Genomic DNA, 25,377 nt, shown 5'->3' on the forward strand with positions numbered 1-25,377 from the left:
GCGGATGTGCCCTACTCCGCGATGGACAACACGATGCCGTCCAGGATGTCGTGCTCGCTGACGGTCAGCTCGTCGATGCCCGCACGGACGCGCAGCTCGCGCGCCAGCTCCTCGACGACGATCGCGCCCCCGCCGATCACGTCGGCCCGGCCCTCGTGCATCGGCGGCAGCGCCGCGCGCTCGGCCCGCGTCATGCCGATCAGCCGCTCGCACACCGATAGCAGGGCATCGCCCGAAACACGCGAAAGATGAATGGCCGCAGAGTCATACGCCGTCATGTTGTGGGCCAGCGCGGATAGCGTCGTCATCGTTCCGGCAAGCCCGACCCAGGTCCGGGCCCCTTCGACGGGCACCACACCCAGCGCAACCTCGAGTCGTTCGCACACCAGCTGCCGGGCGGCCGCAACCTCCTCGTGCGTCGGCGGGTCCGCATGCAGACAACGTTCGGTCAGCCGCACGCAGCCGATGTCGGCCGAGTAGCTGGCCGTCACCGCGTCGCCGCCGACGACGATTTCGGTGGAGCCGCCACCCAGGTCGACGACGACGAAAGGACCCGTCGCACTGTCTAACTCGCCGACCGCACCCCGGAACGAGAGCTCGGCCTCCTCGGCGCCGGTGATGACCTCCGCCACCGACCCGGGCAGCACCGCACCCAACGCCTCGGCCGTCATCGCGAAAAAGGCGTCGCGGTTGGCGACGTCGCGGGCGGCCGACGTGGCCACCATCCGCACCCGCTGCGCGCCGTGCCGTTTGATCAAGGCCGCATAATCGGTGAGCGCCGCGCGGGTGCGGGCGATCGCGTCCGCCGCGAACTCACCGGTCGCATCGACACCCTGACCCAGCCGCACGATCCGCGTCTCCCGGTGCACGTCACGCAGCCGGCCGCCGTCGAAGTCGGCGATCAGCAACCGGATCGAGTTGGTACCGCAGTCGATTCCGGCGAGCCTGCCATTCACCATTGGCCGACCACCAAGATGCCGGCCATCGCGGGCCCGTCGGCCAGGATCGCCAGCGCCTCGTCGCCGAACGGGTTCACGCCGGGGCCCTTGGCCAGCGAATGGGCGATCAGCACGTGCAGACACTTGACCCGGTCAGGCATCCCGCCGCCGGAAAACGTGGTGCCCAGCGGCTCGATCGCGTCGCGTTCGGCCAGATACGACTCGTGGGCGCGCCGGTAGGCGGCCGCCAATTGGGGGTCCTGGCCCAGCCTTTCGGTCATCTCGCGCATCAACCCCGTGGTCTCCAGTCTGCTGGCTGCGGCCGTCAGGGCCGGATGGGTCAGGTAATACAGCGTCGGAAACGGCGTGCCGTCAGGAAGTTTCGGCGCGGTCTTCACCACACCGGGTTCACCATTGGGACACCGGTAGGCGATTTCGAGTACCCCGCGCGGCTCGCGCCCGAGCTGGCGCGCCACCGCTTCCAGGTCGGCATGATCAGCCACCGGGACCCGTGGGATTCGGTGCGGGCACCGGGCCGGGTGATCCCGGTTCGGCCGGCGGGGCTTCGGGCGCAGGCGCTTGGGCCGGCGGCAGGTGCGGGGCGTCGGCGATGGTGTGCCACAGCGACGTGTACCAGGGGTCACCGTTGGCCGGCTTCGCCGCCGGCGATCCCGGCTGCGTGGGCTCGGCCGCCGACGGCGGAAGCTGAACCTGGAACGGGATGTCTCCGGGCTTGACGAAGCCGAGCCGCTCGCGGGCCTGCGCGGCGATGTAGGCCGGGTCACCGAGTTTGGCCTTGCGCTGCTCTAAGTCCGCGACCTGACGGCGCAGCGCCGCTTCGCTGGCGTTCAGCTGATTCATCTCGGTGCGTTGCGCGAAGTAGGTGCGCACCGGTCCGGCGATCGTCAGCGTCAGCACGCAGATCACCGCGGCAAGCACCGCGGCGCGGCGCGCGGTGAAACCCAGCCGTTGCTCGGAGCGCTGCTCCAGCGATTCGGCGGCCTGCCGCGTGATGGGCTCGACGACATGCTCTTGCTGCGTTCGCGTGGCGGTCCGGCCGGCCTGATTCGCCGAAGGCGACGTCCGCGAGGACGGCTTGGAGGACGGCTTGGCCGTGCGCCGGCCCCGACCCGTTTCGCCGGCCTTCCCCGGGCGGGAGGCCGGGGAGCGCCGTTTCGAGTCGGGCCGTTTCGCGTCAGCCATGTCAGCCGTTGAACGTCAAGCTATTTCGCCTCCACGGCGTACCGCGGGAAGGCCAGGTCGCCGGCGTAGCGCGCGGCATCACCGAGCGCCTCCTCGATCCGCAGCAGCTGGTTGTACTTGGCGACGCGCTCGCTGCGGGCCGGCGCGCCGGTCTTGATCTGCCCGCTGCCGACGGCCACTGCCAGGTCGGCGATCGTGGTGTCCTCGGTCTCGCCGCTGCGGTGGCTCATCATCGTGCGATAGCCGCTGTGGTGGGCGAGCGCGACGGCGTCCAGCGTCTCGGTCAGCGTGCCGATCTGATTCACCTTGACCAGCAAGGCGTTTGCCACGCCCTTGTCGATGCCCTCTTCCAGGCGCTCGGGATTGGTGACGAAGATGTCGTCGCCGACCAGCTGCACCCGGTCACCGATCGACGCGGTCAGGGTAGCCCAGCCGTCCCAATCGTCTTCTGACAGCGGGTCTTCGATGGACACCAGCGGGTACGAGCCGAGCAGGCCTGCGTAGAAGTCCGCCATCTGCTCGGCGCTGCGGGTGGCCCCCTCAAACTTGTAACCCGTCCCGTCGGTGAAGAATTCGGTGGCCGCCGCGTCGAGCGCCAGCGCCACGTCGGAGCCGAGTTTGAAGCCAACCGACTCGATGGCCCTGCTGATCAGATCCAGGGCCGCGGTGGTGCCCGCCACGTCGGGGGCGAAACCGCCCTCGTCGCCCAGGCCGGTGCTCAGCCCCTCCTTCTTCAGCACCGACTTCAGCGCGTGATACACCTCGGCGCCCCAGCGCAACGCCTCGGCGAAGCTGGGCGCACCGATCGGCGCCACCATGAACTCCTGGATGTCGACGGCGGTGTCGGCGTGCGCGCCGCCGTTGAGGATGTTCATCATCGGCACCGGCAGGATGTGCGCGTTCGGGCCGCCGAGGTAGCGGAACAGCGGCAGCGCGGCGGAATCGGCGGCGGCCTTGGCCACCGCGAGCGACACGCCCAGGATCGCGTTGCCGCCCAGCCTCGACTTGTCGGGCGTGCCGTCCAGATCCAGCAGCGCCTGGTCCACCAGCCGCTGATCGTCGGCGTTCAGGCCGATCACCGCCGGGCCGATCTCGTCCAGCACGGCCTGCACCGCTTTCCGCACGCCCTTGCCGCCGTAACGCTCGCCACCGTCGCGCAGCTCGACGGCCTCGTGCTCGCCCGTCGACGCGCCGGACGGCACCGCCGCGCGGGCGAACGTCCCGTCGATCAGGGCTATCTCGACCTCGACTGTCGGGTTACCGCGGGAATCGAGGATCTCGCGGGCCCCGACCTGCTCGATAATCGGCACTGAGTTCTCCTTGCGTCGTCGCCGGTGCGTGCTTTTGCCGGTCAGCGATACATCCTGCTACAGCGAGTGGCCCTTCGCGTAAGCGGTCGCCCAATCGCGGACCGCCCGGGCGTAGACACCGGAGTTGTTGTAGGCGCGCAGCGCGGTGATCCAGCCGCGGGGCGTCGCGAGATCCTTTCCGCGCCAACACAGATACCCGGCCGCCGCGAGCGCGGCGTCGTCGATGTTGTCCGGGTTGACGCGGCCGTCGTTGTGAGCGTCGACACCATAGAGCCGCCACGTCTCCGGGATGAACTGCATCGGCCCCATGGCGCGCGTCACACCGTCGTCGTCGGTGACGTCTTCCTCCGTGTCGACGATGCGCAGCGTGCCACCGCTGCCATCGAGGCGGACACCCCGAATCGGGGGGCTCACATCGCCGTTGGGGGCCAGCCGCGCGCCGCGGTAGGTGCCGTGGTGGCTTTCGACCTGGCCGATGCCTGCCAGGGTGGTCCACGCGATGTGACATTTCGGGTTCTCGACTTCGGCGACCCGGGCCGCGTAGGCGTAGGCCTCGAGCGCGATCACCGGGATCTCCAGTCCCGCCGACCGCTGCGCCGCCCACTCGCGCAACTGATCCGCGGGTCGGCCACTGGCGTGGGTGTCCACCGCCGGCACCGGATCACCGGCCGGTGGCGGGACCCCGTCGGGGATGAACAGGCTGAGCTGCCAGGTGCAACTCGAGGCCAGAACGATCGCGGTCGCGCCGATCACGGCGGCCGCGCGCATCCAACGCCTCGGCGACACCATGCTTTTCTGAGCTCCCCTAAACTCGCCCGCACCAACTTCCGCCACACCATCGTCCCATGCGTTCGGCAACTACCCGGTTGCCTCGGGCCTCGGCGCACCGACCTCTGGTCGGTTTCAGCTAATGCTCGGTTAGCTGCTCGTCGTCTCGGCTAGCGCAGTCAGACCGACGTCGACCACGGGGATTCGCAACCTCGTCCGCGATATTACCGAGCGGCCGATGACAAATGCCGCAAACATTCCGGTGATCGCTCTGACTCACGGCCGAAAATGCGAATTAGTGCGCCGCGGCGCCGGGCGCGGGCGATGCCGGCACGTCAGGCGTCGTCGGCCGTGGCGTCGGCGCTGGATTCTTCCTCGACCACATCGGCAACCGCGTCGGCCTCGCCGTCGGTCTCGGGCGCCGCCTCCTGCGACCGATCGTCGGCCGCGGGTTCTTCGCCCGGCCAGTGCTCACGCCACTCGTCCTCGGAGATCTCGCCCAGCGGGGCGACGTCGAACTCCTCGGGAACACCCGTGCCGCGGCGCGCCGCCGAGATCGTCCGCTCGACTCCGCGGACCGTCTCCACGAATTCCAGAACGGCGCTGCGCAGCGCACTTTCGGCATCGACGTCGGCCGACACTGAGATCGAGGTAACCGCCTCGGGGATCAGGTCCGCGGGCAGGCCCGCTTTGCCGGCACGCGCAATGACCTTCTGGGCCAGCGCCAATGCGGGCTGCCCGGTGTGCACATCGTCCATCACCGAATTGCGCGGCTTCTCGGCCGCCTTGCGTTCTTCCCACTGGGCCAGCTGCTCTTCGAGCGAAATCGATTGCCCGGCAAGCACTCCCGGCACCCGGTTGCCCAGCTTGCGCATCAGGGTCGCTGCGACGTCGTCGATGGTGAAGGGGAATTGCGGCGCGTCCTCTGCGATGCGGGCGTGGAACAGCACCTGCAACAGCACGTCGCCGAGCTCTTCCCGCAACAGGTCGGCGTTGCCGCTGCCGACCGCGTCCAGCAGCTCGTAGGTCTCCTCCAGCAGAAACCTGCGCAGCGAGTCATGGGTTTGCTCGCTCTCCCACGGCCCGGCGGTGCGCAGCTTGTCCATCATCGCCACGGCATCGACCAGCCGTTCCCCGCGCGGCGTCTCGGGCGCCGAGATCAGCCGAGCCCCGGCCGCCAACCGGGCGACGACAGCGGGATGGTCGGGGTCCGACGACAGCAGCACCGGGGCGTCTTCACCGGAGTGCACCGGACGCGCAGCGGACAGCGACCACGGCACCGCGACGGGCATCTCTTCGGTGTACTGCACCTCGCCGCTGAGGTGCTCGATGGCTTCGATGGGAACCAGCGAGGGACGGCGGGGGTCGAACAAGACGACGATCACAGGCGCCCCTCCTCACTCGCCATCGACGCAGGTAGTTCACTCGTTATACCAATGTCTGTCTGCGGTTTGCCCTGCAGTGCCGTCACTAGGTTGGCGACCATCTGCACCAGTTCGACATCGCGCAGTCGCGGTGCGCCCACCCCGCCGGCCCGCGGGATGGGCACCTGCACGGTGGACGTCGTGGCGCGGTAGCTCGCCGCCGGGTACATCCGCTTGAGCCGCACCTGAGCAGAATCCGGCAACGTCATCGGTGAGAGCCGCACGGTCGACGCCGACGCCGCCGACACCTCGGTGATGCCGGCGGTGCGGCACAGCAACCGCAGCCGCGCCACCGCCACCAGCCGCAGGGCCGGTTCGGGCAGCGCCCCGTACCGGTCGATGAGTTCCTCCACCACCGCGTCGATCTCAGCGTCGGAGGCCGCGGCGGCCAGCCGCCGGTACCCCTCCAGGCGCAGCCGGTCGCTGGCGATGTAATCCGGCGGCAGGTGCGCGTCGACCGGCAGGTCGATCCGCACGTCCTTGGGCTCCTCGGCCGTCGTGACGGTCTGGCCGTCGGCAGCCGCCCGGTAGGCCTCCACCGCCTCGCCCACCAACCGGACGTACAGGTCGAAACCGACCCCGGCGACGTGGCCGGACTGCTCGACGCCCAACACGTTGCCGGCGCCGCGGATTTCGAGGTCCTTCATCGCGACTGCCATGCCCGCGCCCAGCTCGTTGTTCTGCGCGATGGTGGCCAGCCGGTCGTAGGCCGTCTCGGTCAGCGGCGAGTGCGGCGGATAGAGGAAGTAGGCGTAGCCACGCTCACGGCTGCGGCCGACCCGGCCGCGCAGCTGGTGCAGCTGGGAGAGGCCGAAGGTGTCGGCGCGTTCGACGATCAGCGTGTTGGCGTTGGAGATGTCCAGCCCGGTCTCCACGATCGTGGTGCACACCAGGATGTCGTATTCGCGGTTCCAGAACCCCTGGACCGTGCGCTCCAGCCGTTCCTCGGGCATCTGCCCATGCGCGACGACCACCCGCGCCTCGGGCACCAACTCGCGGATCCGCGCCGCGGTCCGATCGATCGAGCTGACCCGGTTGTGCACGTAGAAGACCTGCCCGTCGCGCAGCAGCTCGCGCCGCAGGGCGGCCGCCACCTGCTTGTCATCGTGCGGGCCGACATAGGTCAGCACCGGATACCGCTCCTCGGGCGGCGTCAGGATCGTCGACATCTCGCGGATCCCGGCCAGGCTCATCTCCAGCGTCCGCGGGATGGGGGTGGCGCTCATGGTCAGCACGTCGACGTGGGTGCGCAGCGACTTGATGTGCTCCTTGTGCTCGACGCCGAACCGCTGCTCCTCGTCGACCACCACCAGGCCGAGGTCCTTCCAGCGCACCCCGGTCTGCAGCAGTCGGTGCGTGCCGATCACCACGTCTACCGACCCGTCGGCCAGGCCCTCGATCACGGCCTTGGACTCCGTCGGATCGGTGAACCGGGACAGACCCTTGACGGTCACCGGAAACCCGGTCATCCGGTCGGTGAAGGTCTGCAGATGCTGGTCGGCCAGCAGCGTGGTAGGCACCAGCACGGCGACCTGCTTGCCGTCCTGGACGGCCTTGAACGCCGCCCGCACCGCGATCTCGGTCTTGCCATAGCCGACGTCGCCGCAGATCACCCGGTCCATCGGGACCGGCTTTTCCATGTCGCCCTTGACCTCGGTGATCGCGGTGAGCTGGTCGACGGTCTCGGTGTAGCCGAACGCGTCTTCCATCTCGGCCTGCCAGGGCGTGTCCGGCCCGAACGCGTGCCCGGGGCTGGCCTGCCGCTTGGCGTACAGCGACACCAGCTCGCCGGCGATCTCGCGCACCGCGCGGCGGGCCTTGGTCTTGGTGTTGGTCCAGTCGCTGCCGCCCAGCTTGCTCAGCGCGGGCGCCTGGCCGCCGACGTACCGCGACAACTGGTCCAGCGAATCCATCGGCACATACAGCTTGTCTGTGTCTTTTGCCGCACCACCACGGTTCTTGCTGGAGGCGTATTCGAGCACCAGGTACTCGCGGCGGGCGCCGCCGACGGTGCGCTCGACCATCTCCACGAACCGGCCGATGCCGTGCTGATCGTGCACCACCAGATCACCGGCGGTGAGCGCCAGCGGGTCAACGGTGTTGCGCCGCTTGGCCGCCAGGCGCTTACCCTCGACGGCCGTCACCCGGCTGCCGGTCAGGTCGGTCTCGGTGATCACCACCAACGTGGCGCCGGGTATGACGATGCCGTCGTGCAGCGGACCCTTGAACACACCGACCACGCCGGCCTTGGGTGCGGCCCCCGATTCGAGCATGGCCGCGGGGGTGTCGCATTCGGCCAGCCGCTCGACCACGCGGTGCGCGGTGCCGGTGCCTGGCGCGACGACGGCGGCGTAGCCACCGGTGCTGACGTGCGCGCGCAGCATCGCGAAGATGCCGTCGATGTCGTGCTGATGTCCCCGAGCCGACGGCGCCGAGCGGACATCGAGTTCCACGGCCGACTCGTCGGACAGCTGGCTCAACGTCCACCACAGATGCCCCGCGCGGGCCGCGGCGGCCCGGACCTCGTCGAGTTCGGCGAATCCCGACCCGCCGAACTGCGCCACGTCGACCGGGGCGTCGGTACCCAATGCGGCGACCGACCACGACGCTTCGAGGAATTCGCTGCCGGTCTTGATCAGGTCGGCGGCCCGGGTGCGGACCTTCTCCGGATCGCAGAGCAACACCGGTGTGCGCTCGGCCAATTGGTCGGTCAGCAGCACGTGCTCACCGGGCCGAAGCACCGGCAGCAGGGCCTCCATGCCGTCGACCGCGATGCCCTCGCCGATCTTGGCCAGCATGTCGGTGACGCTGCCGGTGATCGCGGGTTCGGTGGTGCGGTGCCGGGCGGCCAGCTCGGCGGCGCGCTCCCGCACCGCATCGGTCAGCAGCAGTTCGCGGCAGGCCACCGCGATCAGGGTGTCGACCTCGATCTCCGGGATCGAGCGCTGATCGGCGACCGAGAACATCCGCATCTCGCTGACCTCGTCGCCCCAGAACTCGATGCGCACCGGGTGCTCGGCAGTCGGCGGGAAGACGTCGAGAATGCCTCCGCGCACGGCGAATTCGCCGCGCCGGCCGACCATGTCGACCCGGGTGTAGGCAAGCTCGGCGAGCCGGGTGATCACGCCCTCGAATTCGATCTCCGTCCCGACGGTCAACGTGACCGGTTCCACGAGGCCCAGCTGCGGCGTCATCGGCTGCAGCAGCGAGCGCACCGCGGTCACCACCACCCGCAGGGGCGGACCCAGCCGGGCATCGTCGGGATGGGCCAGCCGGCGCAGCACCGTCAACCGGGCGCCGACGGTATCGACGCCGGGCGAAAGTCGCTCGTGCGGCAGCGTTTCCCACGATGGGAAGACCGCGACGGAATCGCCGAAGACGCCGCGCAGTTCGGCGGTCAGGTCGTCGGCTTCGCGCCCGGTCGCGGTGACTACCAGCAGAGGACCCAACCGCGCCAGCGCACTGGCGACGAATAGTCGTGCGCTGGCTGGACCCACCAGGCTCAATTCGGCAGGCGAAACGGACGCGCTGTCGATCAACTGCTGGAAGGTCGGCGCGGTGAGCGCCAATTCAACGAGCCCCGCGATCGGGGTTTCTGGGCTAGCAGCCCCCGGTGCGGTCATGATGAATTCCATTCTAGGGGCCCTCAGCGACAGGGCCGGACACACCGAACCACGTCAATATTGAGGTCGCCGCCGTCAAGGGATCGTAAGGAACCCACCACCCGAATATCCGCGGGCGCAGGTTGGATTCATGACATTGCTGGACATCCTGCCGTCTGTGGGCCAGGCCGCTTCCCCGCGTTTCGATCCGGCCATCTGGCCGATCACCGCCCACCCCGACGAGGAGGGCAGGCTGTGCGTCGGCGGTGTACCACTGGCCGATATCGCCGACGAGTTTCACACCCCGGCCTACGTCATCGACGAAACCGACTTCCGGCATCGCGCGCGCCGCTACCGCCGCACGCTATGCGGCGCCGGAAACACAGTGGTGGTGTACGCCGGAAAGTCGCTATTGAGCACCGCGGTGGCCCGCTGGGCCCGCGAAGAGGGCCTCGGGCTCGACGTCTGCTCCGGCGGCGAGCTGGCCGTCGCGCTTGCCGGTGGAGTCGACCCGGCACGCATCGTCATGCACGGCAACGCGAAATCGCCCGAGGAGCTGCGCGAAGCGGTGCGCGTCGGCGTGGGGCGTATCGTGCTGGATTCCGCAATGGAGATCGCCTACCTCGCCGGCCTGGCGCAACGGCGCCAACCGGTGCTCATCCGGGTGACCCCCGACATCGACATCCACGGACACCGCGCCGTCACCACCGGTGTCAGCGACCAGAAGTTCGGGTTCACGCTCCACGGGGACCGGGCCGACGTCGCGGCCCAGCGCGTGCTGTCGCACCCCATCCTCGACCTCGTCGGCCTGCACTGCCATATCGGCTCGCAGGTCGCCGACCCCGCCCTGTACGGCGAGGCGATCCGCCGGATGATCGCGGCGATGGCCGATATCCGTGCCCGGCACGGCGCCATACTCACCGAGCTGAACATCGGCGGCGGGCACGCGATCCCCTACGTCCCCGGCGATCGCGAGCTGAATCTCGAGCAGCTGGCCGACGTCATCGAGAACGCCCTCGACGAGGCGTGTGCCGCCGAGCATTTCCCGCGGCCGCAGATCGTGGTGGAACCGGGTCGGGCCATCTGCGGCCGGGCCGGGGTGACGCTGTACCGGGTGTGCTCGATCAAGAACCAGCCGGGTGGACGCACCTTCGTCGCGGTCGACGGCGGCATGAGCGACAACCCGCGGGTGTCGCTGTACGGCGCGCAATACACGGCCGCGCTGGCCAACCGGCATTCGCTGGGACTCAAGCAGCGGGTCACCGTCGTCGGTCGGCATTGCGAGGCGGGCGACGAGATCGCCCGCGACGTCGAGCTTCCGGCGGATCTGCACCCCGGTGACCTGCTGGCGGTGGCCTGCACCGGTGCCTACCACCACAGCATGGCGTCGAACTACAACATGGTCGGGCGCCCCGCGCTGGTGGCGGTCAAGGATGGACGGGCCCGCGAACTGGTTCGCCGGGAGACCGTTACCGACCTGCTGGCCCGCGACTGCGGCTAGTTGTGATGTCCAGGGAGGTTGGTCAGTCGGGTGAGCCGGCCCGCGTCGGCTACTCGTCCTGCAGCCGAGGATCGGCTTCAAGGCCGATCAGCCCGTTCCACATCAGGTTGACCAGGTGCGCGGCCACGACTTCCTTCTTGGGCTCGCGGGTGTCGAGCCACCACTGCGCCGTCATCGACACCGAGCCGACGAGCGCCTGCGCGTACAGCGGCGCCAGCCCGGGATCGAGCCCGCGACGGGAGAAGTCGCCGGCCAGGATGGAGCTGACCTGGTTGACGGCGTCGTTGAGCAGGCTCGAGTAGGTGCCCGAGCTGATCGCGGCAGGCGAGTCGCGGATCATGATGCGGAAACCGTCGGTGCGCTCTTCGACGTAGGTGAGCAGCGCCAGGGCGACCCGTTCGACGCGCACCCGGGACCGGTTGTTGGTCAACGACGAGGTGATGCCGTCCAGCAGCGCCGACATCTCGCGGTCGACCACGACGGCGTACAGGCCTTCCTTGCCGCCGAAATGCTCGTAGACGACCGGTTTGGACACGTTGGCGCGCAGCGCGATCTCCTCGATCGAGGTGCCTTCGTACCCCCGTTCGGCGAACAGCGTGCGCGCGATGCCGACCAGCTGTTGGCGGCGCTCGGTGCCGGTCATCCGCGCGCGCGGCGCCCGCACCTCCTTGTCCGGTTCCTTGTCCAGCACGGCCACGTCATTCAGCGTATCGGTCAACAGCCGACAAGCGGCTCGGATCGTCGTCAGACTAAAGTCTTGGTGGCGCGGTCGGTCTCCGCCGCCGCTCGCCATGGGTTAGCGATCCGTCGTGGTGTAATCGGCAGCACCTCTGATTTTGGTTCAGATAGTTCAGGTTCGAGTCCTGGCGACGGAGCTTCAATTGCCATTGCGATATCCCATCGTTTTTTGCCTTCACCGCAGCTGAAGTGACACGCTTGACGGCGTGTCGGCGCTTCCGCGCGCAACCCGCGCGGGACAAACCCAAGAGGAGGGTTGATGTCGTCTCCTGGTGATACCGCGGTCCTGGTGCTGGCCGCCGGGCCCGGCACCCGGATGCGGTCGGACACCCCGAAAGTTCTGCACACCCTCGGTGGGCGCAGCATGCTGTCCCACCTCCTGCACGCGATCACCAAGGTGGCGCCCCAGCACCTGGCGGTCGTTCTCGGCCACGACCACGACCGGATCGCGCCGCTGGTCGCCGACTGGGCCGACGCGCTGGGCCGTCCCATCGACATCGCGCTGCAGGACCGGCCCCGCGGCACCGGCGACGCGGTGCTGTGCGGCCTGTCCGCGCTGCCCGACGACTACGCCGGGGTCGTGGTCGTCACCTCGGGCGACACCCCGCTGCTGGACGCCGACACCCTGGCCGACCTGATCGCCTCCCACACCGCGGCGCCGGCCGCGGTCACGGTGCTGACCACCACCGTGAGCGACCCCAGCGGGTACGGCCGCATCCTGCGCACCCAGGACAACGAGGTCATGGCGATCGTGGAACACGCCGACGCCACGCCCTCGCAACGCGAGATCCGTGAGGTCAACGCCGGCGTCTACGCCTTCGACACCGCCGCGCTGCGCTCGGCGCTGAACCGGTTGAGCGCCAACAACGCCCAGCAGGAGCTCTACCTGACCGACGTCATAGCCATCCTGCGCGGCGACGGCCTGGCCATCCACGCGCGCCACGTCGACGACAGCGCGCTGGTCGCCGGCGTCAACAACCGCGTCCAACTCGCGCAGCTGGGCGCCGAACTCAACCGACGCATCATCGCGGCCCATCAGATGGCGGGCGTCACCATCGTCGACCCCGCCACCACCTGGATCGACGTCGACGTCAGCATCGGGCGCGACACCGTCATCCAGCCGGGGACGCAGCTGCTGGGCCGCACCCAGGTCGGTGGCCACTGCGTCGTCGGCCCGGACACCACCCTGACCGACGTCAGCGTCGGCGACGGCGCCTCGGTGGTGCGCACCCACGGCACCGCGTCGTCGATCGGTGCCGGCGCGACCGTCGGGCCGTTCACCTACCTGCGGCCCGGCACCGTGCTGGGCGACGACGGCAAGCTCGGCGCGTTCGTCGAGACCAAGAACGCCACCATCGGCACCGGCTCCAAGGTGCCGCACCTGACCTACGTCGGCGACGCCGACATCGGCGAACACAGCAACATCGGCGCGTCCAGCGTGTTCGTCAACTACGACGGCGAATCCAAACGGCGGACCACCATCGGCTCGCACGTGCGCACCGGCTCGGACACCATGTTCGTGGCGCCGGTGACCGTCGGCGACGGCGCCTACACCGGCGCGGGCACGGTGGTGCGCAACGACGTCCCACCAGGAACGTTGGCGGTATCCGCTGGTCCACAGCGCAACATCGAAGGCTGGGTGCACCGCAAGCGCCCGGGCAGCGCGGCCGCGCAGGCAGCCGAGGCAGCCGAGGCAGCCGAGAAATTCGCTGGTCAGGGCCCCGCGGAGGGCTCCGCACCAAGAGCCGACTAGACACCGTGAATTTGCTAGCTGGCAACCCGGCCACATTTCCGTACGATTCGCTTCGTACGATGGGGCCTTCCATCCCCCACCCCGATTTGGCGAGGGCAGTGCGTTGAGCCACGACTGGACCGATAACCGCAAAAATTTGATGCTCTTCTCCGGCCGTGCGCATCCGGAGCTGGCCGAGCAGGTGGCCAAGGAGCTCGACGTCCACGTCACCGCACAGACAGCGCGGGAGTTCGCCAACGGCGAGATCTTCGTGCGGTTCCACGAATCGGTGCGCGGTTGCGACGCCTTCGTCCTGCAGTCGGCCCCTGACCCGGTGAACAACTGGCTGATGGAACAACTGATCATGATCGACGCCCTGAAGCGGGGCAGCGCCAAGCGGATCACCGCGGTCATGCCGTTCTACCCGTACGCCCGACAGGACAAGAAGCACCGCGGCCGCGAGCCGATCTCGGCGCGGTTGGTCGCCGACCTGCTCAAGACCGCGGGCGCCGACCGGATCGTCACCGTCGACCTGCACACCGACCAGATCCAGGGCTTCTTCGACGGGCCCGTCGACCACATGCGCGGGCAGAACCTGCTGACCGGCTACATCCGCGACAACTACCCCGACGGCAACATGGTGGTCGTCTCGCCCGACTCCGGCCGGGTGCGCATCGCCGAGAAATGGGCCGACTCGCTGGGCGGCGTCCCGCTGGCCTTCATTCACAAGACCCGCGACCCGCGGGTGCCCAACCAGGTGGTGTCCAACCGGGTCGTCGGTGAGGTGGCCGGACGCACCTGCGTGTTGATCGACGACATGATCGACACCGGCGGAACCATCGCCGGCGCGGTGAAGCTGCTGCGCGACGAGGGCGCCGGTGACGTGATCATCGCGGCCACCCACGGTGTGCTCTCCGATCCGGCCGCCGAGCGGCTGGCCGCCTGCGGCGCCCGGGAAGTGATCGTGACGAACACGCTTCCGATCGGCGAGGAGAAGCGTTTCCCGCAGCTGACCGTCCTGTCCATCGCACCGCTGCTGGCCAGCACCATCCGCGCCGTCTTCGAAAACGGTTCGGTCACCGGGCTTTTCGACGGAGATGCCTAGATGGCTGCCAAGCCAGACGACGCCGTTATCTTCCACAACCCCCGCTGCAGCACTTCCCGCAAGACACTGGATCTGTTGCGCGACAACGATTTTGAGCCCACGGTGGTCGAGTACCTGAAGACCCCGCCGACCCGCGACGAGCTGGTGAAGATGATCCGCGACGCGGGCATCGACGTGCGCACCGCGACCCGCAAGCGCGAGTCGCTGTATGAGGAGCTCAATCTCGCGGACGCGACCGATGACCAATTGCTCGACGCCATGGTCGAACACCCCATCCTCATCGAACGACCCTTCGTCGTCACGCCGAAGGGCACTCGGCTGGCCCGCCCGATCGACGCGGTCCGCGAGATTCTGTGAATCGGCTCGGCCGCCGCGTGGCCGCTGCCGCGATGGTTGCGGCGGCATTCGCCGCGGCCGGCTGCGCACCGAAACCGCCTGATTACCAGTCGATCCTGTCGAAGACCCCGACGACCACGACCACCACGGCGGCGCAGAAGCCGGTTCCCCTGTCGCAGTATCTGCAGAGCATCGGGGTGACCGGAGAGCCGGTGGCACCGGGATCGTTGCCCGACCTGACGGTGTCGATACCGACGCCCCCGGGCTGGTCGCCGTTCACCAGCCCGAACATCAGCCCGCAAACGCTGATCATCTCCCAAGGCGGCAAGTTCCCGACGGCGCGGCTGGTGGTGTTCAAGCTCAACGGTGACTTCGACCCGGCCCAGGTGATCAAGCACGGCAACGACGATGCGCAACTGTTCGAGAACTTCAAGCAGCTGGATGCCTCGGGCGCGCCCTACAACGGGTTTCCCTCGTCGATGATCCAGGGCAGCTACGACCTCGACGGTGGCATGCGGCTGCACAGCTGGAACCGCATCGTCATCGCGACCGGATCACCGCCCGCGCACCAGCGTTACCTGGTGCAGCTGACCATCACCGGCTTCGCCAATCAGGCGGCCGCGCAGGCGAGCGACATCGACACGATCATTCACGGATTCGTCGTCGCGGCAAAGTGATTCAGGCACGCCGACCTGCTTCCTGCACAAGTTGGACACGGGAGGTCAAGCCGAGTTTGGCATACACATGGGAGAGGTGAGTCTGCACCGTCCGCGGTGAGATGAACAGCCGGGCGCCGACCTCCTTGTTGCCCAGGCCTTCTGCGACCAGGCGCGCCACATCGTTTTCCATGGGAGTCAGCGACGCCCAGCCGCTGGTCGGACGTTTACGCTCTCCGCGACCACGTTGCGCGTAGGCGATCGCTTCTTCGGTGGATAGCGCGGCGCCCTCAGCCCACGCGGAGTCGAAAGCCGCCTGACCCAGAGCTTCTCGTACCACCGTGAGCGCAGCATCGTGATCGGTCCGGTACATGGGGAAGCGCGGGTGTTCCATGCGCTGTCGCATGGCCTCCGCTGCGCCCAACAGGCGCGCCGCGTGCGGGTGACTGTCGTAGTCGGCGGCGAGGCGGGCGAGACATTCCAAGGCGTCATCGACGTGCAGATATCCCTGAGTATGGGACGCGAGGGTGAGGGCCTTGTGAGCGTCTTGCTCCGCTTGCCCAGACTCACCTGCAGCCAGTGCGATGTACGCACGAACGACTAGCGCCGGCACTTTTTGCCAGGCCGGTGTCATCTCGACATTCTCGTCGGCCCAGCGGCGCGCCGTGGTCAGATCACCGATTGCCAAGGCCGCCTGCGCTATCGGGTTGGTGGATCGGGTGAACACCTCGCGCAGTGGGTTGGTGTGTTCCCATGCCTTCTCGCAGAACTGCATTGCCGCAGCACCATCGCCGGAGGCCAATGCGGCGTCGCCGAGAACCCCGTACACCGTGTCTTCCGAAATCCCGCCCAGCGCCTCTGCGGCGGCCCGCGCGGACTGCGCCGCGGCGTGCGCGGCGGACCCATGCCCCTGGCGGGCCAGCACTACGCCATGCACCAGGCATCCATAAACCTGCATCACCGCGTCCCCGGCTTCTGCGGCCTCCACAGCCAGGGAACGTGCCACTTCGGCCGCTTGGGCGAGATGTCCCTGCTGCATGAGAGCGACGACCAGCCAAGTCCGGCAATTTCGTGAGTAGAACCGGTCGCCAAGCGCATCGGCGAGGTCGCGCCCTTCTTCGGCGGCCGCACGTGTTGCGGTCGGCTCACCCCCTATCGCGCCCGCCGTCGCCTGGTGGCTCAAGATTTGGCACAGGGTCCACCGGTCACCGGCCGCACGGACAAGTTCGCTTGCTTCGGCGAAGTAGGACTGAACCACTTCGGCGTGGTAGACGGCGCTCATTCCGCATGTAATCAGGGCACGGACGATCAGTGCCGGGTCATCGAGCTGACGAGCTATCGCTAACGCGTCCAGCGCCCTACTCAAATCCGTTGGGAGGCCTAACCAGGCAGCGAGGAACTGGCGCTCGATCGCCGCCGCAACCCGCACGGTGGGTGCTATGGGCGATTGCCCCTCATCAGTCAAGGCGGCGTCTAAACCCGCCAGCGCCTCACCTACACGGCCGCCCCGCAACCACAATGGCTGTAGCGACAGGATTAGCCGCATCGCTGTCTCAATGTGCGAGTTCTCTCGGCTCCAACTGTAGGCGGTTCGTAGATTCTCGATTTCGCTTTGTGCCCAACGTAGTAGCGGATCAACACCCGCCAGCCCTTGAGATTCGAAAGCGATAGCCCGACTGGTGTAGTAGTCGCGGTGGCGAGTCCGCACCTGGTCGGCCTCGCCGGATTCGCCGAGTTTTTCTTGCGCGTACTGGCGTACCGTTTCCAACAGGCGGTACCGCATTTCGTCGCCGGTGTCGTCGGTCACCACGAGCGATTTGTCTACCAGCAAGCTCAATTGGTCTAGCAGCTGGTAACTTTCGACATCACTATCGGCGCCGACGGCCTGGGCGGCGTCCAGATCGAAGCCACCGGCGAACGCCGCGAGCCGTCGAAACAAAACTTGCTCCGGTTCGGTGAGTAGCGCATGCGACCAATCCACCGAGGCGCGCAGCGTCTGTTGGCGACGCACCGCGGTGCGCGCGCCTCCGGTCAAGAGGCGAAAGCGGTCATGCAAGCTTTCCACGATCTGGCCCAGCGACAACGCCCGAACCCGCGCTGCGGCAAGCTCGATCGCCAACGGCATACCATCGAGGCGCGCGCAGATCTGCTCCACCTGCGCGTGGTTATCCCCTCCCACAGAGAACTCGGGGCGGGCACGACGGGCGCGATCGGTGAACAGATCGATGGCCTCGTCCGTGAGGGAAAGCGAAGGCACCCGCCAGCTCAGCTCACCGGGCAGGCCCAACGGCTCGCGACTGGTGGCCAGGATCGTCAATTGCGGGCAGGCCGCCAGTAATTCGATGGTCATCGTGCCGCACGCGTCGAGGAGGTGCTCACAATTGTCGAGCAGCAGCAATATCTTCTTATCGCTGAAGAAGCGTACGAGGAGGTCCATGGTGGAGCGACCCGGTTGATCGGGAAGTCCCAGCGTGCGCGCCACAGTGACCGGCGCCACTTCCGGGATGGTGATCGGTGCCAGATCGACGTACCAGATGCCGTCGGAGAACCCGCTACTGAGCGCAGAGGCGACTTCCACGGAGAGCCGGGTCTTTCCGGCACCGCCGGCTCCGGTCAACGTCACCAAACGGTTGGCGGTGATGACCTGTCGCAACTCTTCCATTTGCGCCTGGCGCCCAACAAAACTCGTCAACTGGGCCGGAAGGTTGTGCGAGGCAACCACAGTGCGCACCCGAAGTGGCGGGAAGTCGTTGCGTAGGTCCGGGTGGCACAGCTGCACCACGCGCTCGGGACGTGGAAGATCCCGCAATGGGTAGCTGCCCAGTTCGGCCAACCACACGTCGTCGGGCAGTCGATCAACGATCAACGATTCGGTGGCGCCCGACAACACCGTCTGCCCACCATGCGCCAAGTCACGCAGCCGTGCGGTGCGATTGATGGTCGGGCCCGCGTAATTGGCGTCGTCGCGCAGCTGAATCTCACCCGTGTGTATTCCGACCCGCAACTGGATCGGCGCCAACGGGGCGCGCTGCAACTCCAGCGCACACGCCACCGCGTCCGACGCTCGTGCGAACGCGGCCACAAAACTGTCACCCTCGCCCTGTTCGAGCGGACGCACCCCGTCGTGCGAGGCGATCGCCTCATTCACCGTTTTGTTCAGCTGGACCAGTGCGGCCGTCATCTCTTCGGGCCGCGTTTCCCACAGCCGTGTGGAACCCTCGACATCGGCCAGCAGCAACGTCACGGTTCCGGTCGGCAGCAACTCGCCCACGCACAAATCGTCCCAGGTTAGCGCCGGATTATCCGCATATTGGCTCATGTTAGCCAGCATCGTCGCCCCCGCCAACGCAAAACATCGGCCAATGCGCGCAGATCCCTTTCCAGCGGCGTGCGGATCTACGACCCCCACCGCGTAGATCTACGTGCCGTGGCGGATGGTCTTGGTCGCGCGGCGCCGGATAGTCGACTCAACCCGACCGAGGAGATCCCGATGACCATCGATCAAACGGCCACCTGCCCGAACGTTTTCGACGCCGGCCTGCCCATCATTGCCTACGACCACCTCACCGACCCCGACGAAGCGCACCGCATCATCGACGACGCCCGCGAGCTTTCGCCAATCGCGATCGGCCCGCACGGACCCGAAGTCTTGAGCTATGAACTGGTGCGGACCGTGTTGCGCGACAGCAGATTCGTCACCGCGCGCGGCCTTGGGCTTGACCTGCAAGGCATCACCTCCGGCCCACTGTGGGACAGGGCGATCAGCAACATCCTCGGGCTCGACGGCGACGTGCATCATCGGCTGCGCCGGCTGGTGTCGAAGGCTTTCGCACCCCGCGGGGCGGAGCGGCTGCGCACGCTCGTCGTCGAGATCATCAACGACCTGGTCGACCCGCTCACGGCCGGGGGACATTGCGACGTCGTCTCCGACATCGCCCGCCGCTACCCCACGCCGGTCATCTGCGCGCTGCTGGGCGCGCCACCGCAGGATTGGCATCTGTTCAGCGACTGGACCGATGACATCAAGAAGATCTTCGATTGGAACGTCGCCGAAGACGGCCCGGCGATCCTGGCCGCGTGGGATCAGCTTGACGCCTACCTCGAGGAGTTGATCGCCCGGCGACGCGCGTCGCTGTCCGATGACCTGATATCGGAGCTCATCCGCAGCGAAGACGGCGGCGATCGCCTTACCCACGACGAACTGCTCATGCTGTGCGCGACCCTGCTCGGCGCCGGCACCGACACCACCCGCAACCAGTTGGCCGCCGCGGTGCAGGTGCTGGCCGACCACCCCGACCAGTGGGCCTTGCTTGCCCAGCACCCCGAGCTGGCGGCCCACGCGGTTCACGAGCTGATGCGTTACTACCCAATCATCTTCGGCACCGTGCGGCGGACCGCCGTCGACGTCGAGCTGGCCGGAGTGTGCATTCCCGCCGGGACCCTGGTGCTGGCCAACACCGCCGCGGCCAACCGCGATCCAAGCGTCTATGACCACCCCGACCGTGTCGACATCATCCGCGACGACCCTCCGGCGATGCTCACCTTCGGCGGCGGTGTGCACTACTGCCTCGGCGCTCACCTTGCGCGCCTCGAACTGACTGAAGCACTCCGGGTGATCACCCAACGCATGCCCAACCCGCACAGAATCGGCCCGGCCCCGTGGAAGGCCATCAGCGGAATCACCGGCCCGATGACCCTGCCACTGGAGTTCGATGTCGGTACTGTTCGGGCATGACGAACTGGACCGCCGCAGACCTGCCCTCATTCGCCGAACGGACCGTCGTCATCACCGGCGCCAACAGCGGGTTGGGCGCCGTGACCGCGCGTGAGCTGGCGCGACACGGGGCCACGATCGTCATGGCCGTCCGCGACATCCGCAAGGGCGAGACCGCGGCCCGACAGATGGCCGGTCAGGTCGAGGTGCGAGAGCTCGATCTGCAGGACCTGTCGTCGGTGCGCCGGTTCGCCGACGGGGTGAGCAAGGCCGACGTGCTGATCAACAACGCCGGCATCATGGCCGCCCCCTTCGCGCTGACCGTCGACGGCTTCGAGACCCAGATCGGTACCAACCACCTCGGGCACTTCGCGCTGACTAATCTGTTGCTGCCCAAGTTGACCGATCGAGTGGTGACCGTGTCGTCGATGGCGCACTGGCCCGGGCGCATCGACCTCGACGACCCGAACTGGCAGAACCGGCGGTACTCGCCGTGGCTGGCCTACAGCCAGTCCAAGCTCGCCAACCTGCTGTTCACCAGCGAGTTGCAGCGCCGCCTCGTCGCGGCCGGTTCCCCACTGCGGGCGCTCGCGGCCCACCCCGGCTACTCGCACACCAACCTGCAGGGCGCCTCCGGCCGCAAGCTGGGTGACGCGCTGATGTCGGCGGTCACCCGGGTGGTTGCCACCGACGCGGATTTCGGCGCCCGGCAAACGCTGTACGCGGCGTCCCAGGATTTGCCCGGGGACACGTTCGTCGGGCCCCGATTCGGCCAGATGGGCCGCACCCAACCGGTCGGACGCAGCCGGCGTGCCCGGGACAGCGCCACCGCGGCGGCGCTGTGGTCGCTGTCCGAGCAGCTCACGAAGACCAAGTTCCCACTCTGAGCCGCATCGGTCACGTCCGTCACGCCAGCCCCTACGCGGCCTATAAGGCTTGTTGCCCGCCTTCGAGCGACAACGGGTGTCAGCCGCCGAGCGACGAGCGACCGACCGCCGAATTTCTGCTCTGAGGTGCAGATGCGCTAACCTGACCGGGCGTCACGGCGAGGGTGGCTGGCGGGCCAGCACCGTTATCGACGGAGACCGACGAATCGTCGCGACCCCGGCCGTGCCCCGAAACACAGGCGAGCACACAGGAGCGACACGATGGCCAAGCAAGCACTCAACCAGTTGAAGGCGGCGGTCCGCGCCGAGACCGGCAAGGGTGCGTCCCGGCGAGCCCGCCGCGACGGCAAGATCCCGGCCGTCCTCTACGGTCACGGCGCCGACCCGCAGCACCTCGAACTGCCCGGCCACGACTTCGCCGCGGTACTCCGGCACGCGGGCACCAACGCGGTGCTGACCCTCGACATCGAGGGCAAGGAGCAGCTGGCCCTGACCAAGTCGCTCGACATCCACCCGATCCGCCGCACCATCCAGCACGCCGACCTGTTGGTCGTGCGCCGCGGCGAAAAGGTCGTCGTCGAGGTCCGCGTCGTCATCGAGGGCGAGGCCGTGCCCGGCACCCTGGTGACCCAGGACACCAGCACCATCGAGATCGAGGCCGACGCGCTGTCGATTCCCGAGCAGCTGACGGTGTCGATTGAGGGCGCCGAGCCCGGCACCCAGTTCTCCGCGGGACAGATCACCCTGCCCAAGGGCGTCACCCTGATCTCCGACCCGGAGACCCTGGTGGTCAACGTGGTCACCGCACCGACTGCCGAGGAACTCGCCGAAGAGGGCGCGGGCGAGGTCACCGAGGAAGCCGCAGCGGCCGCGGGCGAAGAAGAAGCCGAGGCCGGCGAAGAAGAGGCCGCCGAGGCCGAGGCCGAGTAGGCGGATCGCAACGTGGCCGAGCCGTTGCTGGTCGTCGGCCTGGGCAATCCCGGAGACAACTACGCCCGGACCCGGCACAACGTCGGATTCATGGTCGCCGACCTGCTTGCCGGGCGGATGGGTTCGAAGTTCAAGGCGCACAAGCGTTCCGGCGCCGAGATCGTCAGCGGCCGCCTCGCCGGGCGCTCGGTGGTCGTCGCCAAGCCGCGCTGCTACATGAACGAATCCGGCCGTCAGGTCGGCCCGTTGGCGAAGTTCTACTCGGTGACACCGGCCGACGTCATCGTCATCCACGACGATCTCGACCTGGATTTCGGGCGTATCCGGCTCAAGATCGGTGGCGGCGAAGGCGGCCACAACGGCCTGCGTTCGGTTGCTAATGCCTTGGGCAGCAAGGAGTTTCAGCGGGTCCGGATCGGGATAGGCCGTCCTCCGGGACGCAAGGATCCGGCGGCGTTCGTGCTGGAAGGCTTCAGCGCCGCCGAACGGCCCGAGGTTCCCACCATCTGCGAGCAGGCCGCGGACGCGACCGAGTTGCTGATCGAACTGGGGCTAGAGCCCGCGCAGAACCGCGTCCACGCCTGGTAGCCCGGCCGACCCGGACTAGGTGACCAGGCTGACGGAGGTCGACCGGCGCAACTTGCCCGACGGCGTCTTCGGGATGGTCCCCGGACCGAGCACCACCACGTTGCGCGGCCGCACGTCGACCTCGGCCACCACCTCTCGGGCGACCTGGTGCTCGATGCGACGCACCTCGGCCTGGTCTTGGAAGGCGTTGGACTCCACGGCCACCGCGAATGTCTCGCGGGAGTGGCCGGCGTCCAGCCGCACCGCCACGGCGCAGCCGGGCCGCACCCCCTCGACGCGGCAGGCGGCGCGCTCGATGTCGGTGGGATAGATGTTGCGGCCCGCCATGATGATGACGTCCTTTACGCGGCCGCAGACCACCACGTGACCCTCTTCGGTCAGGTAGCCGAGGTCGCCGGTGTCGTACCAGCCGTTCTCGTCCTGGGCCGAGATGAAGCCACCCATGGTGAGGTAGCCGGGCGTAAGCGACTCGCCGCGCAGCTCGATGACCCCGACGCCGCGGGCGGGCATCACCTCGCCGTTCTCGTCGATGATGCGCGCCTCGAGGTCGCGCAGCAGCGGGCCGAGCGTGGCCAGCCGGCGGGTGTTGCCCTTGGTGGAGGGCACGGCGCGGCGCAGGGCGGCCAGCAGGTCGGCGTCCACCTCGTCGACCACCAGGCCGGCGTTGCACTCCGAGAACGAAACGGCCAGCGTGGTCTCGGCCATGCCGTAGGCCGGCAGGATCGCCGCCGGGTTCAGGCCGAACGGCTTGCCGGCGTCGAGCAGGTCCTCGACATCGGCGGGCTCGACGGGCTCGGCACCGGACAGGGCGAAGCGCAGGGTCGACAGGTCGAAGTCGCCGGCCTTGGCGTTGCGGCGCAGCCGCTTGGCCAGCAGCGCGTACGCGAAGTTGGGCGCCGCGGTCATGGTGCCCTTGTACTTGTCGATGAGCTTGGCCCACAGCAGCGTGTCACGCAGGAAGTCCATCGGCGTGACCTTGACCAGCTCTGCACCGAAGTACATCGGGATGGTCAGGAAGCCGACCATGCCCATGTCGTGGAAGCAGGGCAGCCAGCTGACCATGACGTCCTTGGTGACGTCGTACTGGGCGCCGATGAACATCGCCTCGGCGTTGGAATAGATGTTGCGGTGGGTGATCTGCACCGCCTTGGGAGATCCGGTCGAGCCGCTGGTCAGCTGCATCAACGCGAGCGCATCCTCGCCGACCTCGACGGGTTCGATGGGCTCCGCCGCGAGCAGGTCGGCGACGGTGACGACCTTGATGCCCTTCTCCTCGAGAACCGGGATCGCCACCATGAACGGCTCGGAGACGACGACGGCCTTCGCCTCGATCATGCCGATGACGTTCATGGTGTCCTCGGCCCACACGGCCAGGTCGGTGCGCGGCGTGGGCTGGTGCAGCATGGTCAGGCTGGCGCCGCGCATCCACAGGCCCTGCGCCGTCGGCGCGATCTCCACCGGATAACCGGCGAGCACACCGACCGCGTCGTCGGGCCCGATGCCCGCGGCGGCCAGGCCACCGGCGATGCGGCGCGCGCGCTCGTGGACCTCACCCCAGGTGTGACGGACGGGTTCGTGGGGTTCACCGGTGACCATGCCCGTCGTCGCGGACCGGGCATTGCGGTACATCTTCTCGGTAAACCTGCTCACAAAAGCCTCCTCGGTTCCAGCCCTCGTCCCAATGCCCGGAATCTCATGTTCCGCCCGCTGGGTAACTCTTCGACGCAAGCACGTAAACACAGTTGGGCGGCGGTTAGGTCTCGGATCGATGATGCGTCCGCACCCGCCGCAAGGCGGCGGCGTTCGATCACCCGATAAGCGCGAATCGGGCCGGAGAAACGCTGCCGGGCCCGATTCATTAATCGTCCGCCGGAACGTCCGGCGGACGATGGAATTAAGTGATCTTGCTCAACACTTCCCGTCACCGCGCATTATCTTAAACTCCTCTTAGGGTGGCGCCAAACTAATGCGTAAATTGGGGTTCTTTTCACACCTCGGTCGGTGTGGGGACCACCCGAGCGCCCGCCACAGGCCCGCTGGCGACCCGCACCGTGCGGCAGACGCCCGCCCCCGACACCTCGGTGCCGACGTCGACCGCGGCGGTCGCCGACGAGCACAGGAAGGCACACGTCGGGCCCGACCCGGACACGATCCCCGCCAGCGCCCCGGCCTCCACACCGGCGCGCAACGTCCGCCGCAGGGCGGGGTGCAGGCTCACGGCGGCCGCCTGCATCTCGTTGCCCAACAGCGGCGCCAGCTGCTCGGCGTCGCCGGCGGCGAGGGCGGCCAGCACCGGCCCGGGAGCCGGCAGCCGGGGCGGGTCCCCCACCTCACGCAGCCGGTCCAGTTCGGCGAAGACGGCCGGCGTCAGCAGCTCACTGTCGGCGAAAGCCAGCACCCAGTGGAAGGTGTTGCGGGACAACACCGTCGCCAATTCCTCGCCGCGGCCGGTGCCCAACGCGGTTCCGCCGTGCAGCGCGAACGGGACGTCGCTGCCCAACCGGGCGGCCAGCGCGCGCAGATCGCGGCGCGGGACGTTGAGTTCCCACAGCGAGTTCATCGCGACCAACACGGCCGCCGCGTCGGCACTACCACCGGCCATGCCGCCGGCCACCGGAATCGATTTGTCGATGATGATCGACACATCCGGCGCCCGGCCGACGTGTTCGGCCATCAGCTCTGCGGCCTGCCAGGCGAGATTGCGTCCGTCGGTGGGCAGCTTCTCGGCGCCCTCGCCGACGATCTCGAGCGAGAGCACATCGGCATTGCGGACCGTCACCTCGTCGAGCAGCGAAACGGCCTGAAAGATCGTGTTCAGCTCGTGATAACCGTCCTCGCGGCGGTCGCCGACCGCCAGGTAAAGGTTGACTTTTCCGGGGACCCGAACGGTGACCGACCCGGTGGGAATCCACTGCGCGGCGGTGTTGCCGTCAGACGCTGACACC

The 25,377-nt window shown here is 68.1% G+C and carries 20 protein-coding genes and 1 tRNA gene; 10 read left to right on the forward strand and 11 right to left on the reverse strand.

The window, feature by feature from the left end; genetic code table 11:
• Window positions 1-11: 11 nt before the first annotated feature.
• The 7 genes from ACZYVJ_RS09135 to mfd form a co-directional block, all read right to left on the reverse strand.
• Window positions 12-959 carry a Ppx/GppA phosphatase family protein gene (locus ACZYVJ_RS09135; protein WP_463830713.1) on the reverse strand — a complete coding sequence of 316 codons (948 nt, stop codon included), beginning with the start codon at window positions 957-959 and terminating at the stop codon, window positions 12-14.
• Window positions 953-1,441 (reverse strand): DUF501 domain-containing protein, encoded by a 489-nt coding sequence (locus tag ACZYVJ_RS09140; protein WP_463830714.1) that lies wholly within the window; start codon window positions 1,439-1,441, stop codon window positions 953-955. The genes ACZYVJ_RS09135 and ACZYVJ_RS09140 overlap by 7 nt, the downstream gene beginning before the upstream one ends.
• Window positions 1,434-2,141, reverse strand: coding sequence for an FtsB family cell division protein (locus ACZYVJ_RS09145; RefSeq protein ID WP_463830715.1), 708 nt, complete (start codon window positions 2,139-2,141; stop codon window positions 1,434-1,436). The genes ACZYVJ_RS09140 and ACZYVJ_RS09145 overlap by 8 nt, the downstream gene beginning before the upstream one ends.
• Window positions 2,142-2,161: 20 nt before the next feature.
• A complete protein-coding gene (gene eno, locus ACZYVJ_RS09150) occupies window positions 2,162-3,451 on the reverse strand; it encodes a phosphopyruvate hydratase (RefSeq protein WP_463830716.1) in 1,290 nt (429 codons plus the stop codon).
• Window positions 3,452-3,508: 57 nt separating this feature from the next.
• Window positions 3,509-4,237, reverse strand: coding sequence for a lytic transglycosylase domain-containing protein (locus ACZYVJ_RS09155; RefSeq protein ID WP_463832916.1), 729 nt, complete (start codon window positions 4,235-4,237; stop codon window positions 3,509-3,511).
• Window positions 4,238-4,554: 317 nt separating this feature from the next.
• On the reverse strand, window positions 4,555-5,604 hold the full coding sequence (locus tag ACZYVJ_RS09160) for a nucleoside triphosphate pyrophosphohydrolase (protein ID WP_463830717.1): 1,050 nt from the start codon (window positions 5,602-5,604) through the stop codon (window positions 4,555-4,557).
• Complete coding sequence (gene mfd / locus ACZYVJ_RS09165) at window positions 5,601-9,266, reverse strand: transcription-repair coupling factor (RefSeq protein ID WP_463830718.1); 3,666 nt, start codon at window positions 9,264-9,266, stop codon at window positions 5,601-5,603. Before mfd ends, ACZYVJ_RS09160 begins: the two co-directional genes overlap by 4 nt.
• A 130-nt stretch (window positions 9,267-9,396) precedes the next feature.
• Here mfd and lysA point away from each other — a divergent pair, with 130 nt between their 5' ends.
• Entirely contained in the window at window positions 9,397-10,746 is a 1,350-nt protein-coding gene (lysA, locus tag ACZYVJ_RS09170; protein ID WP_463830719.1) for a diaminopimelate decarboxylase, read from the forward strand.
• A gap of 49 nt (window positions 10,747-10,795) precedes the next feature.
• Here lysA and ACZYVJ_RS09175 read toward each other — a convergent pair whose 3' ends face one another.
• A complete protein-coding gene (locus ACZYVJ_RS09175; RefSeq protein WP_463832917.1) occupies window positions 10,796-11,389 on the reverse strand; it encodes a TetR/AcrR family transcriptional regulator in 594 nt (197 codons plus the stop codon).
• A 160-nt stretch (window positions 11,390-11,549) separates the two neighbouring features.
• Between ACZYVJ_RS09175 and ACZYVJ_RS09180 the strand changes: the two genes are divergently transcribed.
• The 5 genes from ACZYVJ_RS09180 to ACZYVJ_RS09200 all read left to right on the forward strand — a co-directional run bounded on the left by ACZYVJ_RS09180 (window position 11,550) and on the right by ACZYVJ_RS09200 (window position 15,334).
• A tRNA-Gln gene (locus tag ACZYVJ_RS09180) sits at window positions 11,550-11,621 on the forward strand.
• A gap of 122 nt (window positions 11,622-11,743) precedes the next feature.
• The gene (glmU, locus tag ACZYVJ_RS09185) at window positions 11,744-13,237 is read left to right on the forward strand and encodes a bifunctional UDP-N-acetylglucosamine diphosphorylase/glucosamine-1-phosphate N-acetyltransferase GlmU (protein WP_463830720.1); all 1,494 of its coding nucleotides are present in this window, start codon (window positions 11,744-11,746) and stop codon (window positions 13,235-13,237) included.
• A gap of 103 nt (window positions 13,238-13,340) precedes the next feature.
• On the forward strand, window positions 13,341-14,321 hold the full coding sequence (locus tag ACZYVJ_RS09190; RefSeq protein ID WP_064953125.1) for a ribose-phosphate diphosphokinase: 981 nt from the start codon (window positions 13,341-13,343) through the stop codon (window positions 14,319-14,321).
• Window positions 14,322-14,678, forward strand: a complete 357-nt coding sequence (gene arsC / locus ACZYVJ_RS09195; protein WP_463830721.1) for an arsenate reductase (glutaredoxin) — start codon at window positions 14,322-14,324, stop codon at window positions 14,676-14,678. It begins immediately after the preceding gene.
• Between the two features lie 32 nt (window positions 14,679-14,710).
• Window positions 14,711-15,334, forward strand: a complete 624-nt coding sequence (locus ACZYVJ_RS09200; protein ID WP_463832919.1) for an LpqN/LpqT family lipoprotein — start codon at window positions 14,711-14,713, stop codon at window positions 15,332-15,334.
• A gap of 1 nt (window position 15,335) precedes the next feature.
• Here the strand turns inward: ACZYVJ_RS09200 and ACZYVJ_RS09205 are convergent, their stop codons facing one another.
• Window positions 15,336-18,632: a helix-turn-helix transcriptional regulator gene (locus ACZYVJ_RS09205; RefSeq protein WP_463830722.1), complete on the reverse strand. Its 3,297-nt coding sequence runs from the start codon at window positions 18,630-18,632 to the stop codon at window positions 15,336-15,338.
• A 171-nt stretch (window positions 18,633-18,803) separates the two neighbouring features.
• Here ACZYVJ_RS09205 and ACZYVJ_RS09210 point away from each other — a divergent pair, with 171 nt between their 5' ends.
• The 4 genes from ACZYVJ_RS09210 (at window position 18,804) to pth (ending at window position 22,432) form a co-directional block, all read left to right on the forward strand.
• Window positions 18,804-20,048: a cytochrome P450 gene (locus tag ACZYVJ_RS09210; RefSeq protein ID WP_463830723.1), complete on the forward strand. Its 1,245-nt coding sequence runs from the start codon at window positions 18,804-18,806 to the stop codon at window positions 20,046-20,048.
• Window positions 20,045-20,914 carry an oxidoreductase gene (locus ACZYVJ_RS09215; RefSeq protein WP_463830724.1) on the forward strand — a complete coding sequence of 290 codons (870 nt, stop codon included), beginning with the start codon at window positions 20,045-20,047 and terminating at the stop codon, window positions 20,912-20,914. The genes ACZYVJ_RS09210 and ACZYVJ_RS09215 overlap by 4 nt, the downstream gene beginning before the upstream one ends.
• A 261-nt stretch (window positions 20,915-21,175) precedes the next feature.
• Complete coding sequence (locus ACZYVJ_RS09220; RefSeq protein ID WP_463830725.1) at window positions 21,176-21,844, forward strand: 50S ribosomal protein L25/general stress protein Ctc; 669 nt, start codon at window positions 21,176-21,178, stop codon at window positions 21,842-21,844.
• 12 nt (window positions 21,845-21,856) lie between these two features.
• Entirely contained in the window at window positions 21,857-22,432 is a 576-nt protein-coding gene (pth, locus tag ACZYVJ_RS09225; RefSeq protein WP_463830726.1) for an aminoacyl-tRNA hydrolase, read from the forward strand.
• Window positions 22,433-22,447: 15 nt separating this feature from the next.
• On the opposite strand, the gene ACZYVJ_RS09230 is transcribed toward pth, so the two are convergent.
• Together ACZYVJ_RS09230 and ACZYVJ_RS09235 are read right to left on the reverse strand one after the other, a co-directional pair.
• Window positions 22,448-24,082 carry a fatty acyl-AMP ligase gene (locus ACZYVJ_RS09230; RefSeq protein ID WP_463830727.1) on the reverse strand — a complete coding sequence of 545 codons (1,635 nt, stop codon included), beginning with the start codon at window positions 24,080-24,082 and terminating at the stop codon, window positions 22,448-22,450.
• 337 nt (window positions 24,083-24,419) lie between these two features.
• Entirely contained in the window at window positions 24,420-25,376 is a 957-nt protein-coding gene (locus ACZYVJ_RS09235) for a 4-(cytidine 5'-diphospho)-2-C-methyl-D-erythritol kinase (protein WP_463830728.1), read from the reverse strand.
• Window position 25,377: the final 1 nt, after the last annotated feature.

The sequence above is a fragment of the Mycobacterium sp. IDUB_3 genome, assembly GCF_055419585.1.

Coding starts and splice junctions, on each gene's coding strand:
- ACZYVJ_RS09135 (WP_463830713.1), bottom strand. CDS start 959: ATGGTGAATGGCAGGCTCGCCGGAATCGACTGCGGTACCAACTCGATC.
- ACZYVJ_RS09145 (WP_463830715.1), bottom strand. CDS start 2,141: ATGGCTGACGCGAAACGGCCCGACTCGAAACGGCGCTCCCCGGCCTCC.
- mfd (WP_463830718.1), bottom strand. CDS start 9,266: ATGACCGCACCGGGGGCTGCTAGCCCAGAAACCCCGATCGCGGGGCTC.
- lysA (WP_463830719.1), top strand. CDS start 9,397: ATGACATTGCTGGACATCCTGCCGTCTGTGGGCCAGGCCGCTTCCCCG.
- ACZYVJ_RS09175 (WP_463832917.1), bottom strand. CDS start 11,389: ATGACCGGCACCGAGCGCCGCCAACAGCTGGTCGGCATCGCGCGCACG.
- glmU (WP_463830720.1), top strand. CDS start 11,744: ATGTCGTCTCCTGGTGATACCGCGGTCCTGGTGCTGGCCGCCGGGCCC.
- arsC (WP_463830721.1), top strand. CDS start 14,322: ATGGCTGCCAAGCCAGACGACGCCGTTATCTTCCACAACCCCCGCTGC.
- ACZYVJ_RS09200 (WP_463832919.1), top strand. CDS start 14,711: ATGGTTGCGGCGGCATTCGCCGCGGCCGGCTGCGCACCGAAACCGCCT.
- ACZYVJ_RS09205 (WP_463830722.1), bottom strand. CDS start 18,632: ATGAGCCAATATGCGGATAATCCGGCGCTAACCTGGGACGATTTGTGC.
- ACZYVJ_RS09210 (WP_463830723.1), top strand. CDS start 18,804: ATGACCATCGATCAAACGGCCACCTGCCCGAACGTTTTCGACGCCGGC.
- ACZYVJ_RS09215 (WP_463830724.1), top strand. CDS start 20,045: ATGACGAACTGGACCGCCGCAGACCTGCCCTCATTCGCCGAACGGACC.
- ACZYVJ_RS09220 (WP_463830725.1), top strand. CDS start 21,176: ATGGCCAAGCAAGCACTCAACCAGTTGAAGGCGGCGGTCCGCGCCGAG.